This is a genomic window from Halomonas sp. SL18_1, from assembly GCF_055755715.1.
This window is the reverse complement of record NZ_JBVTRK010000001.1, coordinates 2,873,758-2,891,061: the sequence shown is the minus strand read 5'-3', so window position 1 is coordinate 2,891,061 and position 17,304 is coordinate 2,873,758. Positions and strand designations below refer to the sequence as shown.

Below are 17,304 nucleotides of genomic sequence, written 5' to 3'. Positions count from 1 at the left end.
CTTGCCGGCATGCGCGAGCGCCGTGACCCCCTCAAGAACCCCCAGCAGGAGCTGCGCATCTTTCGCATTCGCTCGCTGGTGGCGGTGCTGCTGATCGTGACCCTGACCGGGCTGCTGATGGGGCGGCTGGTCTATCTGCAGGTCGTCCAGCACGAGGTCTACAGCACCCGGTCGGAAAAGAACCGGGTGCGCGTCGAGCCGCTGCCGCCGACCCGGGGGCTGATCCACGACCGCAACGGCGTCCTGCTGGCCGAGAATCGGCCCACCTACAATCTCACCCTGATTCGCGAGCGGGTGGTCGACCTGGATTCCACCCTGGCGCTGCTGGTGGAGCTGCTCGAGCTCAACGAGGAGGCGGCGGCAGCCTTTCGCGTTCGCGCGCGGCAGCGTCAGCGCCCCTTCCAGCCGGCGCTGCTGATGAGCGACCTCGACGAGGCGCAGATCGCTCGGCTGGCGGTCAACCGCCACCGCCTGCCCGGCGTCGAGGTCGAGGCCCAGCTGCTACGCTACTACCCCGACGCCGAGATCATGGCCCATGCCCTGGGTTACGTGGGACGGATCAATGCCGAGGAGCTGCAGCGCCTGGACAGCGGTCGCTATGCGGGCACCCACTTCATCGGCAAGACCGGGGTAGAACGCTTCTACGAGGATGTGCTGCACGGCCAGGCCGGGCTGCGCAAGGTCGAGACCAACGCCCGCGGCCGGGTGCTGCGTGAGCTCGGGCGCACCGATCCGGTGCCGGGACAGGACCTGACCCTGACCCTGGACAAGGAGCTGCAGACCCTGGCCTACGAGCTGCTCGACGGTCGTCGCGGCTCCATCGTGGCGATCGCCCCCAAGACCGGTGAGATACTGGCCATGGTTTCGGCCCCGGGATTCGACAGCAACCAGTTCGTCACCGGCATCGACGTCGCCTCCTACCGGGCGCTGCAGAACGACATCGACCTGCCGCTGTTCAACCGGGCGATTCGGGGGCAGTATCCGCCGGGGTCCACGATCAAGCCGTTCTTGGCCATGGCGGGACTGGTCGAAGGGGCCATTACGCCAGATCGTACCATCAACGACCCCGGCTACTATCAGCTTCCCAACGATTCACGGCGCTACCGCAACTGGCTGCGCTGGGGGCATGGACGGGTGGATATGGAGCGCTCCATCGCCGTCTCCAACAACACCTACTACTATGCCCTGGCCCACGACCTGGGGATTGATCGGGTGCATGCCCGCATGAGCGCCTACGGCTTCGGTCAGCGGGTGGCCCACGATGTCTTCGGCGAGAGCGCGGCCCTGATGCCCTCGCGGGAGTGGAAGCGAGGGCGTTTCGGTCAGCCCTGGTATCCCGGCGAGACCCTCTCGGTAGGCATCGGCCAGGGCTACTGGCAGGTCACCCCGCTGCAGCTGGCCACCGCCACCGCGGTGCTGGCCAACCGGGGCGAGTGGGTCAAGCCGCGCCTGGCCAGCCGGATCGGCGATGCGCCGGTGCAGGGGGCGCTGCCGGACACTCCGCCCAATATCGAGGTGACGAATGACGGCTGGTGGGACCGCGTCTTCTCCGGCATGGAGAAGGTGCTCAGCGGCCATGAGGGGACGGCGCGGCGCACCGGCGCGGGGCTCGAGTATCGCATGGCCGGCAAGTCTGGCACGGCGCAGGTCTTCTCGCTGGGCCAGGATCAGCGCTATGACGCCGACGAGCTGGCCGAGCGCCTGCGCGATCATGCCCTGTTCATGGCGTTCGCTCCCCTCGAGGACCCGCAGATCGCCGTGGCGGTGATCGTCGAGAATGCCGGGGGCGGGAGCACCCATGCCGCCCATCTGGCCCGCGCCATGACCGATCGCTGGCTCCTGGAAGACGAGGCGGCGGACGTCGAGGAGCTGCGCGAGGCGATGGAAAACGACACTGGCAGCGTGGCGGGAAACTGACGGCATGGCACTGATGGATCTGACAAGAAGCCTGCGCGGCTATCCGGTACGCCCCCCCGAGAGCGGGATGTCCCGGCGCAAGAGCCTGTGGGAGCGTACCCACCTCGATCCCTGGCTGCTGGCCATGCTGCTGGTGCTGATGGTGGCCGGACTGGCGGTGCTCTACAGCGCCAGCGGCCAGCGCATCGAGGCGGTCATCGCCCAGGGTTCGCGCTTTCTGGTGGCGCTGGTGGTCATGCTGGCCCTCGCCCAGGTCACCCCCGCAGGCCTGCTGCGCTGGGCCCCGCTGGTCTACGGCGGGGGCTGCTGATGCTGGTGGCCGTGGAACTGATTGGGGATGTGGGCATGGGCGCCAAGCGCTGGCTGACCATTCCCGGGGTGGTGCGTTTTCAGCCCTCGGAGATGATGAAGCTGGCCATGCCGCTGATGGTGGCGGCCTACCTGAGTCGACGCGAGCTCCCGCCGTGCTGGCGAGACCTGGCGGTATGCGCGCTGCTCATCGGCGTCCCGGTGCTGCTGATCGCCCGCCAGCCGGACCTCGGTACCTCGCTGCTGGTGGCCTGCGCGGCGATCTTCGTGGTGCTCCTGGCGGGGCTCTCCTGGCGCTTCATCGCCTTTTTCGCTGCGCTGGCGGCGGCGGCGCTACCGCTGGTGTGGATGAACCTGCACGGCTACCAGCGCCAGCGGGTGCTGACCTTCCTCAATCCCGAGAGCGACCCGCTGGGGGCGGGCTGGAACATCATCCAGTCGACCACCGCCATCGGCAGCGGCGGGCTGTGGGGCAAGGGCTGGCTGCAGGGCACCCAGTCGCAGCTGGAGTTCCTGCCCGAGCGCCATACCGACTTCATCGTCGCGGTGCTGGGGGAGGAGTTCGGCCTGGTAGGGATGCTGGCGGTGCTGACGCTGTTCTTGCTGATCGTGATTCGCGGCCTGTGGCTGGCGGCGGCCGCCCACGACTCCTTTGGTCGGCTGCTGGGCGGCAGCATCATCCTGACGTTTTTCATCTATGTGTTCGTCAATGTGGGCATGGTCAGCGGTATCCTGCCGGTGGTCGGAGTGCCCCTGCCGCTGGTGAGCTACGGGGGCACCTCCAGCGTGACCTTGCTGGCCGGTTTCGGTATTCTCATGTCGATTCACGGCCATCGCCGGCTGCTGCCGCGCTAGCCGCCTGTCGGATTTGACCGATCATCGCGAGAAAGCCCGGTTTTCATAGCAGATCAACGTTAACTCCGACAGGCTGCTAGGCTTTGTCCGAAAAGTCGGCGAGCGAAGGCCAGACAAGGCAAAAATCGGCGAAATGACGGAGTTTACTGGGTGTAAATGAGTACTTTGAGCCGATTTTTAACGCCGTATGGTCGAGCGTAGCCAGTTTTCAGACGGTGCCTAGGCGAGTTCGATGACGGAAATATCAGGGAGTGGCACGCGGATGATGCCAGCAAGCAAGTGGAAGAAGCGGGCGCTGACGGCCCTGGCCGCGGCTGCACTAGGCGGGGGGGCGACAGCGCTCAGCGCCGCCGATTTCGACCCCGCCGCCCATGAGGAGACGCTGCAGCTGATCGAGGAGCTGGTTGAGCGCGGCATCGAGCGCGACTGGCTGGAAAGCGCCATGGGCGACGCGGTCTTCCAGCAGGAGGTGCTGGATGCCATGGCGGGCGCTGCCGAGCGCCACCTGCGCTGGGACGAGTATCGCGAGATCTTCCTGCAGCCCGAGCGGGTCGAGCGTGGCGCGGCCTTCATCGAGGCGCACGCCGAGGCCTTCGCCCGCGCCGAGGCGGAATACGGCGTGCCGCCGGCGATGATCGCCGCCATCATCGGGGTCGAGACCAGCTACGGCCGCTTCACCGGTCGTCACCGGGTCCTGGACTCGCTGTCGACCCTGGCCTTTCACCACCCGGTGCGCGGCGGTTTCTTCCGCGGCGAGCTGGCCGCCTTCCTGGAGATCACCCGCGAGCAGGGCGTCGACCCCGGCACTCTCAAGGGCTCTTATGCCGGCGCCATGGGTTACCCGCAGTTCATTCCCACCAGCTATCGGGCCTATGCGGTGGACTTCGACGGCGATGGCCGGCGCGATCTCTGGACCAACCCGGTGGATGCCATCGGCAGCGTAGGCAACTACTTCGCCGAGCACGGCTGGCGTAAAGCCGAGCCGATCTACCATGAGGCCACGGGACCCGAGACACCGCCCGAGGGGATCGATTTCAACCGTGCGGCCCGTCCGCCGGCAGTGCCTCTCGAGGCTGTGTCGCAAGCCGGTATCAGCGTGCCGGAGGGCCTTGCCGACGACTACCCCCTGCTGCCGGTCTCCCTGGAGGACGGTGAGGGCAACTGGCGCTACGTGTTGGGCGACCACAACTTCTATGTCGTCACCCGCTACAATCACAGCCACCTCTACGCCATGGCGGTGACCGAGCTGGCCGAGGCCATCGAGGCGACCCGGGCCCTGGCCCACACGCCGCTCGAGGCGGACGACGCTGCAGGAGGCGACGCATGAGACGCTTTGGAGCGGTCCTGGTCGTGGCGGCGCTGCTGGTAGGCTGTGCCGGCGGCGGTGGCACACCCAGGGAGACCCTGCGGGAGAGCGCCACGACGCCGACCCCGCCCGCCAGCGGCGAGCGCTACGCCATGGCCGGGGACGCCTATCCGGAAGATCCTCCCGACGTCAGCCGGGTGCCCGACGCGGTCCCCCGAGTGGAGCCGCTCTCGCGTGGCGGCAACCGCCCCACCTATGAGGTGTGGGGCAAGACCTATCGGGTGCTGCCGGATGCGCAGGGCTATGCCCGTGAGGGCACCGCCTCCTGGTACGGGGAGAAGTTCCACGGCTACGCTACCTCCAACGGCGAGATCTACGACATGTACAAGATGACCGCCGCCCATCGGTCGCTGCCGCTGCCCACCTATGCGCGGGTGACCAGCCTCGATAACGGTCGGTCGGTGATCGTGCGGGTCAACGACCGCGGGCCCTTCCATAACGACCGCGAGATCGATCTCTCCTATGCCGCCGCGGCGCGCCTGGACATCCTCGACCACGGGACCGGGCGGGTGAAGGTGGAGGCGATCGATGCCGAGCGCTGGCTGGCCGAACGCGGCCAGAACTCGGGAGGCGGGGCCCAGCGCCCTGCGCCCGCCACAAGCGTCGCCGATGTCGCCGAGGCCTCGGCCCGCGAGCTGGCCGCGGCCCCGGCGAGTGGCCAGCCCGCCGCCAACGGGGCCTCCCCCGACGCCATCCGCCCCGCGGAAGGCCGCCCCATTTACCTACAGATCGCCGCGCTTGGCTCGGCAGACAGCGCCCAGGCGCTCAAGGCGCGGCTCAAGAGCGAGCTGTCGCATCCGGTGCGGGTGGCCAGCGCCACCGGTATGCACCGGGTGCAGGTCGGCCCTCTGGCCGATGCCGGCCAGGTCGGTCCGCTGCGCGACGAGCTGCGCCGCGCCGGCTTCGGCCAGGCCTTTGTCGTCAACGGTGCCGAATGACCGGCGCCATTTCCCCCTGACTATCTGATGTTTCCGGTGAAATCCATGCCCATGAGAGTGCTGTTCCGTTTCCTTCGCCCACGCCTGCTGCCGGTGATGCTGCTGAGCCTGGTGCTGGCGGTTCCCCAGGCGCTGGCCCAGGGCGTGCCCGCGCCGCAGACCATGATTCCGGCACCGCCGCAGATCGCCGCCAACTCCTGGATCCTCATGGATGCCGACAGCGGTCGCGTGCTGGTCGAGCACAGCGCCGATGAGCGCCTGCCCCCGGCCAGCTTGACCAAGCTGATGACCGCCTACCTGGTGGAGCGTGAGCTCGACCGCGGCAATATCGGCATGGACGACATGGTGCGGGTCAGCGAGAACGCCTGGCGGACCGGCGGCTCCAAGATGTTCATCGAGGTCGATACCGAGGTGTCGATCCGCGACCTGCTCTACGGCATTATCATTTCCTCGGGCAACGACGCCAGCGTGGCGGTGGCCGAGCACCTGGCCGGCGGCGAGGTGCCCTTCGCCGACATGATGAACCAGCACGCCACCCGGCTGGGGCTGCACAACACCAACTTCACCAACGCCACCGGCCTGCCGCATCCCGAGCAGTACTCTTCGGCCCGGGACATGGCGCTGCTGTCGCGCTACATCATCAACGACTATCCCGAGCACTACGCCGTCTATGCCGAGAGGTACTTCACCTACAGCGATATCCGCCAGCCCAACCGCAACCGCCTGCTGTGGCGCGACCCTACCGTCGACGGCCTGAAGACCGGCTGGACCACCGAGGCGGGCTACGGTCTGGTGGCCTCGGCCAAGCGCGACGACATGCGCCTGATCTCGGTGGTGATGGGGACCAGCTCCGAAGAGGCGAGGGCCCAGGAGACCCAGAAGCTGCTGAGCTATGGCTTTCGCTACTACGAGACGCTCAAGCTCTACGACCAGGGATCGGTGTTGAGCACCCCCCGGGTATGGGGCGGCGAGAAGAACGAGCTGCGCCTCGGCGTCGATGAGGACGTCCACATGACAGTGCCGCGGGCCCGTAATCAGGAGCTCAGTGCCCGGCTCGACATCCGTGCCGATCTGGCGGCGCCGATCGCCTCGGGTGACCGGCTGGGCACCCTGGAGGTGCTGCTTGGCGACGAGGTGGTAGGCGAGCAGCCGCTGATCGCGCTGGAAGCGATCGAGGAGGGCGGCATGTTCAAGCGCCTGTTCGACGAGGTGCGGCGCTTCTTCAGCAACCTGGTCGGTGGCTGGTTCGGCTAGGCTTTCGGCCAGGTTCGAGGTTCGAGGTTCGAGGTTCAAGGAACAAGCGACAAGGAAACCCCTTGTCGCTTGTGGCTTATGACGAATGCTGCCTCGCCCCTCGCCCCTCGCCCCTCGCCCCTCGCCCCTCGCCCTCGGCTTGCGTAAAATGGCGTCACATCCGCGACTCATGAGTTCCGCAATGAGCGACAAGTCCCTGCGCGACCTGCGCCGTTCGACCGGCGGCAAGCCGCCGAAGATCAGCTTTCCCTGCGACTACCCGATCAAGGTGGTGGGTGATGCGGCTGAGGATTTCACCGCCGTCGTCTGCCAGGTGGTCAGCCGCCACGATCCCGACTTCGATGCGACGCGCCTGCAGGTGGTGGAGAGCCGTAACGCCCGCTTTCTGTCGGTGCGCCTGACCCTGAGAGCCACCGGCGAGGCGCAGCTCAAGGCGTTGTTCGAGGAGCTCAAGGCCACCGGCCGCGTGCATATGGTGGTGTGATGCCGCCCACCGAGACGCTCCCCCTATCGCCCTGCATCGGCTGGGGCGCCGCCCCTATCGGCCGGTCTGGCAGGCGATGCGCGACCTCACCGACTCCCGCGATGCCGAAACCCCCGACCAGATCTGGCTGGTGGAGCACGACCCGGTGTTCACCCAGGGCCAGGCCGGCAAGCCCGAGCACCTGCTAATGCCGGGCGATATTCCGGTGGTGCAGACCGATCGCGGCGGCCAGGTGACCTATCACGGCCCCGGGCAGTTGGTGCTCTATCCGCTGCTGGACGTGCGGCGCTGCCGGCTCGGGGTGCGCGACCTGGTGAGCGCCATCGAGAACGCGGTGATCGCGCTGCTGGCACAACACGGCGTCGCTGCTCGGGCGCGTCCCGAGGCGCCAGGTGTCTATGTGGGGGAGAACAAGATCGCCTCGCTGGGATTGCGGATTCGTCGGGGGCGAGCTTTCACGGCGTGGCGCTCAACGTCGACGGGGATCTCGCGCCGTTCGACCGCATCAATCCCTGCGGCTATGCCGGCATGGCGATGACCCGGCTGGCGGATCACGTCGCCGACTGTCCCTCCGTCGAGGCGGTGGGCGAGCGCCTGGCGGCCTGCCTGGCGGGTGAGCTGGGGCGCAAGGTAGGGGGCTAGGCGCCCCTCGGACCTCGCCCCTCGAACCTCGCCCCTGTTTAGCCCACGTTGATGGCGTCGATGCGGTTGGGGTCGCTGGGCTGGCCCGGCACCTCGGCGGGGGCGGCCAGGCCCAGGTTGTTCTTCTCGAAGACCCGATCGGCGCGATAGCTGGAGCGGACCAGCGGCCCCGACGCCACCTCCATGAAGCCCTTCTCCAGGCCGATCTGGCGATAGTGCTCGAACTCTGCGGGCGTCACCCAGCGCTCCACCGGCAGGTGGTTGCGGGTGGGGCGCAGGTACTGGCCGAGGGTGACGATGTCCACGCCGATCTCGCGCAGGTCGTCGAAGGTGGCCAGGATCTCCTCCTCGGTTTCGCCCAGCCCCAGCATCAGGCTGGTCTTGGTCAGTACCTGGGGCCGGTGGCGCTTGGCGTGCGCCAGCACGTCCAGGGTCTTGCGGTAGCCGGCGCGGGGGTCGCGCACTCGCTGGGTCAGCCGCTCCACGGTTTCGACGTTCTGGGCGAAGACCTCGAGGCCGGCGTCGACCACGCGTTCCACGGCGGCCGGCTCGGCGTCGAAGTCCGGGGTCAGGGCCTCGACCACCACCTCGGGGGTGTTGGCCTTGATGGCGCCAATGCACGCGGCATAGTGGCCGGCGCCGCCGTCGGGCAGGTCGTCGCGGTCAACAGAGGTCAACACCACGTAGCGCAGCCCCATCAGCTCCACCGACTTGGCGGTGTTGGCCGGCTCTTCGGTATCGAGCCAGCCCTTGGGATTACCGGTATCCACCGCGCAGAAGCGACAGGCGCGGGTGCACACCGAGCCCATCAGCATGATGGTGGCGGTGCCGTTGCTCCAGCACTCGCCCATGTTGGGGCAGTGGGACTCGGCGCAAACCGTGCTCAGGCGATGGGTGCTGACGTTCTTCTTGACCGCCTCGAAGCGCTCACCCCCGGGAATCTGGGCCCGCAGCCACTGGGGCTTTCGCCCCGGCTCGGGGCGTTCCTCAGCCTGATGGCGCTGCTTGATGCCATCCTTGATCACGGCCATGCCGTGCTCGTTGCGGAATTTCTCACCGCTGGGGATACGTTTTGAGGTGCTGTCGCTCATAGGGTGTGAGCCCCTCCACTCGGCGGCTGCCCGGGCCCTGCACGATACGCGCCGCAAGGGGCGAAGCGCCCCAGGGGTCGGCAAGGCAGGCAAATTGATACGTTGGTCGCAGGCTCGTAATCTACCACAGTCGCCTCGTCAGGTGACAGGCGGGGCGTGGTTAGCGGGGCTATCGCAGATAGTTTCCTTTGTGAAACTGCGATGGCCCTGGCCAGAGCCGCCAGCCGTCGACGGGTCAGGGTGGTGAGATCGGCAGGCATACCACGCCGTGGTCGGGCATGGGACGCGCCGGCGCCTTGAAGTGGGCGCTGAACTCCCCGAGTCGCTCTCGCACGAAGCGCAGGAAGAGCTCGGTCACCGGGGTCGGGAAGCGGTCGCGAGGGTAGACGGTGCACCAGGAGCGGCGCAGCGGGAAGCCCGGCAGCGGCAGCTCGTCCAGCAGGCCGGAAGCCAGCTCCAGCTTCACCGCCAGCCGCGGTAGAATGGCCACGCCAAGATGAGCCATCACGCCCTGCTTGATCGCTTCGTTGGTGCCAAGCTCCATGGTGTGGTCCAGGCTCACGTCCTGTTCGGCGGCCAGCTGCTCGAAGGCCGTGCGCACCCCCGAGCCCGGTTCGCGCATCAATAGATAGTGCTGAGCCAGGTCCTCCAGGGTCGGCGCCCGCTGGGCCAGCAGCGGATGGCCCGGCCAGACCACTGGGATCAGCTCGTTCTCCAGGATCGGCATGAACACCAGGTTGTCGTCGTCTTCCGGTACCATGGCCATGATCACCAGGTCGTCGCGCCGTGCCGCCAGCCGCTCCAGTGCCTGGCTGCGGTTACATACCTGCAGGCGTACCTGGATGTTGGGGTAGTGGGCGCGGAAGCGGGCGATGAGGTGGGGCACCACGTACTGGGCGGTGGAGACCGCCGCCAGGTTGAGCTCTCCCGAGATGGTGCCGGCCATGTCGGAAAGCGCCATCTGCAGCCGCGACACCTGACCGAAGATCGCCTGGGTGGAGGCCGCCAGTGCGTCGGCCGCCGGCAGCACGTGCAGCGTCTTGCCGGCGTACTTGAAGAGCGGCTGCCCCAGGGCCTGCTCCAGCTGGCGTATCTGGGCGCTCACCGCCGGCTGGGTCAGGCCCAACTGTTCGGCCGCCCGCGAGTAGGACTGCTGACGATGCACGGCCTGAAAGACCTGCAGCTGGCGAAAGGTCAGGCGATTGAGCAGCCTTGGCGTGGTCATCGGTGAATCCGCTGGGTAGAGTCGCAGGCGGGCGGCACGCGCGGCCGCCGCTCCCTTTTCATGCTAACACCGGCCGCTGGCGGCGGCCATGCCCGCCACCCTGGCCATCGAGGAGAGCGCTCATGCAAGATTCCCTTTCAATCCCGCTCCGGTGGGCGCCGTGGCGGGGAGTCTTGATGGCATCCACGGGGCTGGCGTCGCTGCGTGGGGTGCAGGCCTGCCGCGAGCTGGAGCTCGCCTGGCACCCCGGCGGCGGCGAATCCGAACAGTCCCTGACCGCCAGGGCCCTGCGACTTGGCTGCCAGGCGCTGCACCCGGGGGAGGCGGATTCCCCCACCCAGCTCGCCCTGGCACGCGCCTGTCGCGAGGCCGGGCTCACCTTCGATCGGCCCCCGCGAGCCGCTGGTCGCGGCGATGTGCGATGCCCAGGCGATTCGCCAGCTGATGCGCGAGGCACAGCTGCCGCTCGCCGATGCCGCCGATGCTTCGCCCCGGCTTCACCTGCCGGTGCTGGTCGACCGGGAGCAGCGTGCCCTGGCGCTGGTCGAGCATGAGATCGTGGCCAATGGCCAGGGGATTGCGCCCAGCGAGCGCCTGACGCCCGAGCAGCGTGCCTATCTCGGCCAGCTGGCGGTGCAGGGCGCCCGGGCGGTGGGGCTGGTGGGGCTGGCGACCCTCAGCTTTACCCTCGACGGTAACCGGCTGGGCTTTGCCGGCATGCGCCCCGGGCTGAGCGGCCGGGAAGGCCTCGCCGAGGTGCTGACCGGCCTCGACCTGGCCGTCGAGCAGCTGCGTCTGGTGGCCGGCGAGCGGCTGCGGCGCCCCCGGATCGGTCCCATGGGACACGGGCCGGGGCGGCCCGGTCAGGCGCGGCTGGTGGTGCTGCTGGGCGCCGGCCGCATCAGCGGCGGCCCTGGGGTGCGGCTGGACCAGCCTTCCCAGAGCGACGAGGCGCGGCTGCTGGTATGGGGGCGCGACCCGGCGGAGGCGCGGCGCCGTGAGCGCCGGGCCCTGGCGGAGTGGAATGACGCCGGTATCGGTCATGCCAAAGTGCGATGAGCTTAAGAAAAATGAACTAAAAAAATCGCCGGCAGCGGCTGCGCATTGGTGGCATTAGGCGTATCCTTGCTATATTGCAATGCAGCATAGTTTCTCCCTCCTGGCGCCGGCAGCTCCGGCCCAGCGAACCTAGGAGCCATACATGAACCCCCTGATGCCGACACCGCCCGCAGAGGCGATGAGCTTTCTGGACCCCTTCGGTTTCGGCCGCGCCGCCTTCGGCTACTGGCGAGACGCCGTCGAGCGCAGCGTGCTCTACATGGATGTGATGCGCCAGCGCGGCAACCAGTACCTCGAGCATATCGAGAAGACCAAGCCCAATGTGCTCGGCTTCGACGCCGAGGTCGTCATGGACGGTCGCGAGCTGCCGCGACCGGTGAACTACGAGCTGATGCGTATCCTGCCTCCGGAGGGTACCGAGATCGACCTCCAGGCTCGCCCCTTCGTGGTAGTGGACCCGCGGGCCGGTCACGGGCCGGGAATCGGCGGCTTCAAGCCCGACAGCGAGGTCGGTGTGGCGCTGCGCGCCGGGCACCCCTGCTACTTCATCGGCTTTCTGCCCTATCCCCAGCCGGGGCAGACGGTGGAGGATGTGGTCGAGGCCGAGATCGCCTTCCTGCGCTGCGTCGTGGAGCGCCATCCGGACTCCTCGGAGAAGCCCATGGTGGTGGGCAACTGTCAGGCCGGCTGGCAGATCATGATGGCGGCCTCGCTGGAACCCGACCTGTTCGGGCCGATCCTGATCGCCGGCGCACCGCTCTCCTACTGGGCCGGTGAGCGGGGTGGCGCGCCGATGCGCTATTCCGGCGGCATGAGCGGCGGCAGCTGGATGACCTCGCTGCTCAGCGACATCGGCGACGGCGAGTTCGACGGCGCCTGGCTGGTGCAGAACTTCGAGCGCCTGAATCCGGCCAACACCTACTGGACCAAGCAGTATCGGCTGTTCGCCAATGTGGACAGCGAAGCCGAGCGCTACCTGGAGTTCGAGCGCTGGTGGGGCGGTCACGTGGTGCTGGGCGGCGAGGAGATCCAGTACATCGTTGACAACCTCTTCGTCGGTAATCGTCTCTCCACCGCGCAGCTGGTCACCTCCGACGGGCGGCGCATCGACCTGCGCAACGTGCGTTCGCCGGTGGTGGTGTTCTGCTCCCAGGGTGACGACATCACGCCGCCGCCTCAGGCACTGGGCTGGGTGCGCGACCTCTACGAAGGGGTCGATGACATCATCGCCAGCGACCAGACCATCGTCTATTGCGTCCATGACAGTACTGGCCACCTGGGCATCTTCGTGTCGGGGAGCGTGTCGCGCAAGGAGCACGCCGAGTTCACCGCCAACATCGACTATATCGACGTGCTGCCACCCGGCCTCTACGAGACCACCGTGACCTCGGCGGCGGAGCGCAGCGACGCCGAGCTGCTCGAGCGCGACTACCTGCTGGAGTTCAAGCCGCGCACCATCGAGGGGCTCAATCGAGACGTCATCGCCCACCGGCCCGAGGACGATACCCGCTTCGCCGCCGTGGCGCGGATCTCTGAGATCAACCTGGGGCTTTATCGACTCTTCGTGCAGCCCTGGGTGCGCGCCGCCATCACCCCCGAGGCGGCGAAGTGGATTCGTCGCACCCATCCGATTCGCCTGGGCTACAAGCTGCTCTCTGATCGCAACCCGCTGTCGGTGCCGCTGCCGGTGCTGGCCGACTGGGTGCGCAGCGACCGCCACCCCGTCGACGATGACAACGTGTTTCGGCTGATGGAGGGCATCGTTTCCGAGCAGATCACGCGCGGGCTGAACGCCTGGCGGGATCTGCGCGATCAGGCCACCGAGCGGCTGTTTCTCGATCTCTACGGCCAGCCGCTGCTGCAGGCCATGGTGGGGCTAGGCGGCGACGCCCATGCGCATCGCCGTCGCCCCGGAAGCGAGCCGGAGCATCGCCGCTTCATCGAGCAGCGCCAGGCCCAACTGCGCGAAGAGGTCGCCGAGGGCGGCAGCCACGAAGCGGTGATGCGGGCGGTCATCCATGTGCTGGGCGGCTCGCCGACCACCGACGAGCGCAACTTCAAGCGGCTGCGCGCCTCGCGGGCGGAGCTGGAGCCCGGCAGCACCCTCGCCGACTTCAAGCATCTGGTGCGCGAGCAGTTCTTCATCCTCAAGCTGGACCGCGAGGCGGCGCTGGCGGCGATTCCCGAGCTGCTCAAGGGCGAAAGCGCCGACGCCATCCGCGGTCACCTGGAGCACATCGACCACGTCCTGGCGGCCAGCGGCGACCTGCCCTCGCATGCTCAGGAGCGCTACCGGCACATTCGCGAGCTGTTCGGCGTGGCGCTAGAGCGCGTCGAGCCTGCCGACCAGCGCCAGGCCCTGGCCGAACTGCAGGCCGAGGTGGAGAGTGGCGCCAAGGCCCAGTCGACGGCCCAGAGCGAGTTCGAGAAGCACTTCGCCGACAACCCCGCCCCGGCCAGAGGCAAGACCGCCGCGCCTGAGCCCAAATCGGAGCCCGAGCCCGATAAGGCGGAAGTCGAGGCACCGGCCGCCGCGCCTAGTCCCGAGCCCGGTAAGGCGGAAGTCGAGGCGCCGGCCGCCGCGCCTAGCCCCGAGCCCGAGACTGAGCCCGAGCCCGGTAAGGGGGAGGCCAAGGCGCCGCCCGCTGCAGCCAGCGCCAAGTCCGGTGACGTGGCCGCCAGCGCTCCGGACGCCGAGCCCGCCGTCAACAAGCCGAAGCGTCGCGGTACCGGCAAGAGCGGGCAGCCCCGTAAGCCGCGCAAACGCTAAGCCGCTGACCGCTTACGCCTCCGTCGATTCGTCGTCGGAGGCGTCTGCTTTGCGGGCTCGGGGTTTGCCGGATACGGGGTCGGCCGTCTAGGTTCTAGAGGACCGGCGACGTGTCGGCCGTCCCGGCGCGACTGGCGCGACAGCAACGGCTGGGGTAGGGTAAGCGGATTTTTCACCCGGCAAATCGCCCCGCGGCGAGCGCCGGGACAGAACCGTCAGGCGCCGGCCACCGGGCCGGTACCGTGCAGAAAGTGGAGCACTATGGGCAAGTCACTGGTCATCGTCGAGTCGCCGGCCAAGGCCAAGACGATCAACAAATACCTCGGCAACGAATTCATCGTGAAGTCGAGCGTGGGTCATATCCGTGACCTGCCGACCAGCGGCTCGGGCAAGGCAGCCTCCGACCCCAAGGAGCGCGCGCGCCAGGCCGCGGCGACACGCAAGATGTCCCCGAAGCGAAGGCCGAGTACCGCAAGCGCAAGTCCCGCGAGCAGCTGATTCGGCGCATGGGCATCGACCCCGAGCACGGCTGGGAGGCCCACTACGAGATACTGCCCGGCAAGGAGAAGGTGGTCGCCGAGCTCAAGAAGCTCGCCGAGAAGGCCGATGCCGTCTATCTCGCGACCGACCTCGACCGCGAGGGGGAGGCGATCGCCTGGCACCTCAAGGAGACCATCGGCGGCGACGCCGAGCGCTACAAGCGGGTGGTGTTCAACGAGATCACCAAGAACGCCATCCAGGAGGCCTTCCAGGAGCCCGGCAGCCTCAATGTCCCGCGGGTCGAGGCGCAGCAGGCGCGGCGCTTCCTCGACCGGGTGGTGGGCTTCATGCTCTCGCCGCTGCTGTGGGCCAAGATCGCCCGGGGGCTGTCCGCCGGGCGCGTCCAGTCGGTGGCGGTGCGGCTGATCGTCGAACGCGAGCGGGAGATCCGCGCCTTCGTGCCGGAGGAGTTCTGGGACGTGCACGCCGACCTGCTGCCGGTGCCGGCCGCGGGTGGCGACGCGGCGGAGCCGATCCGCTTCGAGCTGGTCCGCCAGGACGGCAAGCCCTTCCGGCCCACCTCCGAGGCACAGACCCTGGAGCGCATCGCCGCGCTGCGCGAGGCCAGCCTGGCGATCACCTCTCGGGAGGACAAGCCGACCCGCTCGAAGCCCGGTGCCCCCTTCATCACCTCGACGCTGCAGCAGGCCGCCAGCGGCCGGCTGGGGTTCTCGGTGAAGAAGACCATGACGCTCGCTCAGCGCCTCTACGAGGCGGGCTACATCACCTATATGCGGACCGACTCCACCAATCTCTCCCAGGATGCAGTGGGCATGGCGCGGGAGCATATCGAGCAGGCGTACGGCAAGCGCTACCTGCCCGAGTCGCCCAACCGCTACTCCAGCAAGGAGGGCGCCCAGGAGGCCCACGAGGCGATCCGTCCCACCGACGTGCAGCGCAAGGCCAGCGACCTGTCCGGCATGGAGCGCGACACCGAACGCCTCTACGAGCTGATCTGGCGTCAGTTCGTGGCCTGCCAGATGACCCCGGCGGAGTACCTCTCCAGCACCCTGACGGTGGCGGCGGACGGCTACGAGCTCAAGGCCAAGGGGCGGGTACTCAAGTTCGACGGTTACACCCGCGTCATGAAGCCCGCCGGCAAGAACGAGGACCAGGCCCTGCCGGATCTCGCCGAGGGCACGCCCATGCACCTCGAGCGGCTCGACCCGCGGCAGCACTTCACCAAGCCGCCGGCGCGCTACACCGAGGCAAGCCTGGTCAAGGAGCTGGAGAAGCGCGGCATCGGCCGTCCCTCCACCTATGCCTCGATCATCTCCACCATCCAGGACCGCGGCTACGTCAAGCTGGAGAACCGGCGCTTCTACGCCGAGAAGCTCGGCGACATCGTCACCGAACGGCTCGAGGAGTCGTTCCCCGACCTGATGGATTTCTCCTTCACCGCGCGCATGGAGGACAGCCTCGACGAGGTGGCCGAGGGCGAGCGCAACTGGCGCGCGCTGCTCGACGCCTTCTACGCCGAGTTCAGAAAGGAGCTCGAGGCGGCCGAGAGCGAGGAGGGAATGCGACCCAACCAGCCGGTGCCCACCGATATCGACTGTCCGACCTGCGGGCGCAAGATGCAGATCCGCACCGCCTCCACCGGGGTCTTCCTGGGCTGCTCGGGCTACAACCTGCCGCCCAAGGAGCGCTGCAAGACCACCATCGACCTGCTGCCGGGGGAGGAGGCGGTGGCCGCCGATGCCGACGAGGAGGCGGAAACCGAGGCGCTGCGTGCCAAGCACCGCTGTCCCAAGTGCGGGACCGCCATGGACAGCTACCTGATCGACGAGACCCGCAAGCTGCACATCTGCGGCGATAGCCCCGACTGCGACGGCTATGAGGTGGAGCAGGGCCGTTTTCGCATCAAGGGCTATGACGGCCCCACCATCGAGTGCGACAAGTGCGGCAGCGAGATGCAGCTCAAGTCGGGCCGCTTCGGCAAGTACTTCGGCTGCACCAACAGCGAGTGCAAGAACACCCGCAAGCTGCTCAAGAGCGGCGAGGTGGCGCCGCCCAAGATGGATCCCATCCCCATGCCTGAGCTCGAGTGCCAGAAGGTCGACGATCACTATGTGCTGCGCGACGGCGCCAGCGGCCTGTTCCTGGCCGCCAGCAAGTTCCCCAAGAACCGCGAAACCCGCCCGCCGCTGGTGCGCGAGCTGAAGGCCCACGCCGATGAGCTGCCGGAGAAGTACCGCTTCCTGCTCAAGGCGCCAAGCGAAGACCCGGACGGCCGCCCGGCGCAGATTCGCTTCTCGCGCAAGACCAAGTCCCAGTACGTGATGACCGACGAGGGCGGCAAGGCCACCGGCTGGAAGGCGACCTTCGACAACGGCAAGTGGCAGGTGGAGGACAAGCGCAAGTGACCCCGCGATCCCGTACCAACCAGCTGCTCTATCAGGCCGAGCTGCTGCTGCAGGTGGCCCCGGGCAGCGACGAGCACGCCGAGGCGCGGCGCATGGCGGCGGAGGAGGGCGCGCTCGCGCTCTTCGAGCTGGCGCTGCAGTCGCTGTTGCGCGAGGTCACCGAGCATGCTGCCCTCGAACGCCATGACTGGCGCGAGCTGCTGGGTCCCGAGGGCGAGTCGGTGGCCGAGCTGCAGCGCCTGCGTGAGCTGGCCGCCCGGGAGGGCAGCTGGCTTAACTGGCTGCTCGCCAAGCTCGAGGCGCTGCACTCAAGCGACGGCGTCGCCCGGCGCGCGAGCGGTGCCGCGGCGGGCCTGATCGCCGTGGGCAGCGCCGCCGCCCTGGGCGACGAACTGCTTGGCTGCCTGCGCGAGGCCAAGGCCGAGATCGCCGCGCTGCGCGAAACCAGCCAGGAGTGGTGATGCCCGCGAGTTAGGCGCCTTCGCCCG

The 17,304-nt window shown here is 68.2% G+C and carries 10 protein-coding genes and 3 pseudogenes; 11 read left to right on the top strand and 2 right to left on the bottom strand.

All coding sequences use genetic code 11. From position 1 onward, the window contains the following. The first annotated feature begins 9 nt into the window (after window positions 1-9). The 7 genes and pseudogenes from mrdA to lipB all read left to right on the top strand — a co-directional run bounded on the left by mrdA (window position 10) and on the right by lipB (window position 7,765). Window positions 10-1,917, top strand: a complete 1,908-nt coding sequence (gene mrdA, locus ACSJDS_RS14725) for a penicillin-binding protein 2 (protein WP_473033934.1) — start codon at window positions 10-12, stop codon at window positions 1,915-1,917. Window positions 1,918-1,921: 4 nt separating this feature from the next. Next, a pseudogene (rodA, locus tag ACSJDS_RS14720) lies at window positions 1,922-3,081 on the top strand (rod shape-determining protein RodA). A 262-nt stretch (window positions 3,082-3,343) separates the two neighbouring features. Beyond that, window positions 3,344-4,408, top strand: coding sequence for a lytic murein transglycosylase B (gene mltB, locus ACSJDS_RS14715; RefSeq protein WP_473033933.1), 1,065 nt, complete (start codon window positions 3,344-3,346; stop codon window positions 4,406-4,408). Further along, a complete protein-coding gene (locus ACSJDS_RS14710) occupies window positions 4,405-5,385 on the top strand; it encodes a septal ring lytic transglycosylase RlpA family protein (protein WP_473033932.1) in 981 nt (326 codons plus the stop codon). Before mltB ends, ACSJDS_RS14710 begins: the two co-directional genes overlap by 4 nt. A gap of 51 nt (window positions 5,386-5,436) precedes the next feature. Continuing rightward, window positions 5,437-6,639 carry a D-alanyl-D-alanine carboxypeptidase family protein gene (locus tag ACSJDS_RS14705; RefSeq protein ID WP_473033931.1) on the top strand — a complete coding sequence of 401 codons (1,203 nt, stop codon included), beginning with the start codon at window positions 5,437-5,439 and terminating at the stop codon, window positions 6,637-6,639. Between the two features lie 181 nt (window positions 6,640-6,820). Continuing rightward, the gene (locus ACSJDS_RS14700) at window positions 6,821-7,123 is read left to right on the top strand and encodes an HP0495 family protein (protein WP_473033930.1); all 303 of its coding nucleotides are present in this window, start codon (window positions 6,821-6,823) and stop codon (window positions 7,121-7,123) included. 76 nt (window positions 7,124-7,199) lie between these two features. Beyond that, a pseudogene (gene lipB, locus ACSJDS_RS14695) lies at window positions 7,200-7,765 on the top strand (lipoyl(octanoyl) transferase LipB). Window positions 7,766-7,803: 38 nt separating this feature from the next. Here the strand turns inward: lipB and lipA are convergent. Then, complete coding sequence (lipA, locus tag ACSJDS_RS14690) at window positions 7,804-8,856, bottom strand: lipoyl synthase (RefSeq protein WP_473033929.1); 1,053 nt, start codon at window positions 8,854-8,856, stop codon at window positions 7,804-7,806. Between the two features lie 235 nt (window positions 8,857-9,091). Next, the gene (locus tag ACSJDS_RS14685; RefSeq protein WP_473033927.1) at window positions 9,092-10,081 is read right to left on the bottom strand and encodes a LysR family transcriptional regulator; all 990 of its coding nucleotides are present in this window, start codon (window positions 10,079-10,081) and stop codon (window positions 9,092-9,094) included. Between the two features lie 414 nt (window positions 10,082-10,495). Between ACSJDS_RS14685 and ACSJDS_RS14680 the strand changes: the two genes are divergently transcribed. The 4 genes and pseudogenes from ACSJDS_RS14680 to ACSJDS_RS14665 all read left to right on the top strand — a co-directional run bounded on the left by ACSJDS_RS14680 (window position 10,496) and on the right by ACSJDS_RS14665 (window position 17,277). Next, window positions 10,496-11,140, top strand: a complete 645-nt coding sequence (locus ACSJDS_RS14680; RefSeq protein ID WP_473033926.1) for an ATP-binding protein — start codon at window positions 10,496-10,498, stop codon at window positions 11,138-11,140. Between the two features lie 142 nt (window positions 11,141-11,282). Continuing rightward, window positions 11,283-13,910 (top strand): DUF3141 domain-containing protein, encoded by a 2,628-nt coding sequence (locus tag ACSJDS_RS14675; RefSeq protein WP_473033925.1) that lies wholly within the window; start codon window positions 11,283-11,285, stop codon window positions 13,908-13,910. Between the two features lie 261 nt (window positions 13,911-14,171). Beyond that, a pseudogene (gene topA, locus ACSJDS_RS14670) lies at window positions 14,172-16,816 on the top strand (type I DNA topoisomerase). Beyond that, complete coding sequence (locus ACSJDS_RS14665) at window positions 16,813-17,277, top strand: DUF6586 family protein (protein WP_473033924.1); 465 nt, start codon at window positions 16,813-16,815, stop codon at window positions 17,275-17,277. Before topA ends, ACSJDS_RS14665 begins: the two are co-directional and overlap by 4 nt. The last annotated feature ends 27 nt before the right edge of the window (window positions 17,278-17,304 follow it).

Bases quoted from the DNA above. Each gene is read 5' to 3' on its own strand.
- ACSJDS_RS14685 (WP_473033927.1), bottom strand. From the start codon at position 10,081: ATGACCACGCCAAGGCTGCTCAATCGCCTGACCTTTCGCCAGCTGCAG.
- ACSJDS_RS14675 (WP_473033925.1), top strand. From the start codon at position 11,283: ATGAACCCCCTGATGCCGACACCGCCCGCAGAGGCGATGAGCTTTCTG.
- lipA (WP_473033929.1), bottom strand. From the start codon at position 8,856: ATGAGCGACAGCACCTCAAAACGTATCCCCAGCGGTGAGAAATTCCGC.
- ACSJDS_RS14700 (WP_473033930.1), top strand. From the start codon at position 6,821: ATGAGCGACAAGTCCCTGCGCGACCTGCGCCGTTCGACCGGCGGCAAG.
- mltB (WP_473033933.1), top strand. From the start codon at position 3,344: ATGATGCCAGCAAGCAAGTGGAAGAAGCGGGCGCTGACGGCCCTGGCC.
- ACSJDS_RS14705 (WP_473033931.1), top strand. From the start codon at position 5,437: ATGAGAGTGCTGTTCCGTTTCCTTCGCCCACGCCTGCTGCCGGTGATG.
- ACSJDS_RS14680 (WP_473033926.1), top strand. From the start codon at position 10,496: ATGTGCGATGCCCAGGCGATTCGCCAGCTGATGCGCGAGGCACAGCTG.
- ACSJDS_RS14710 (WP_473033932.1), top strand. From the start codon at position 4,405: ATGAGACGCTTTGGAGCGGTCCTGGTCGTGGCGGCGCTGCTGGTAGGC.
- mrdA (WP_473033934.1), top strand. From the start codon at position 10: ATGCGCGAGCGCCGTGACCCCCTCAAGAACCCCCAGCAGGAGCTGCGC.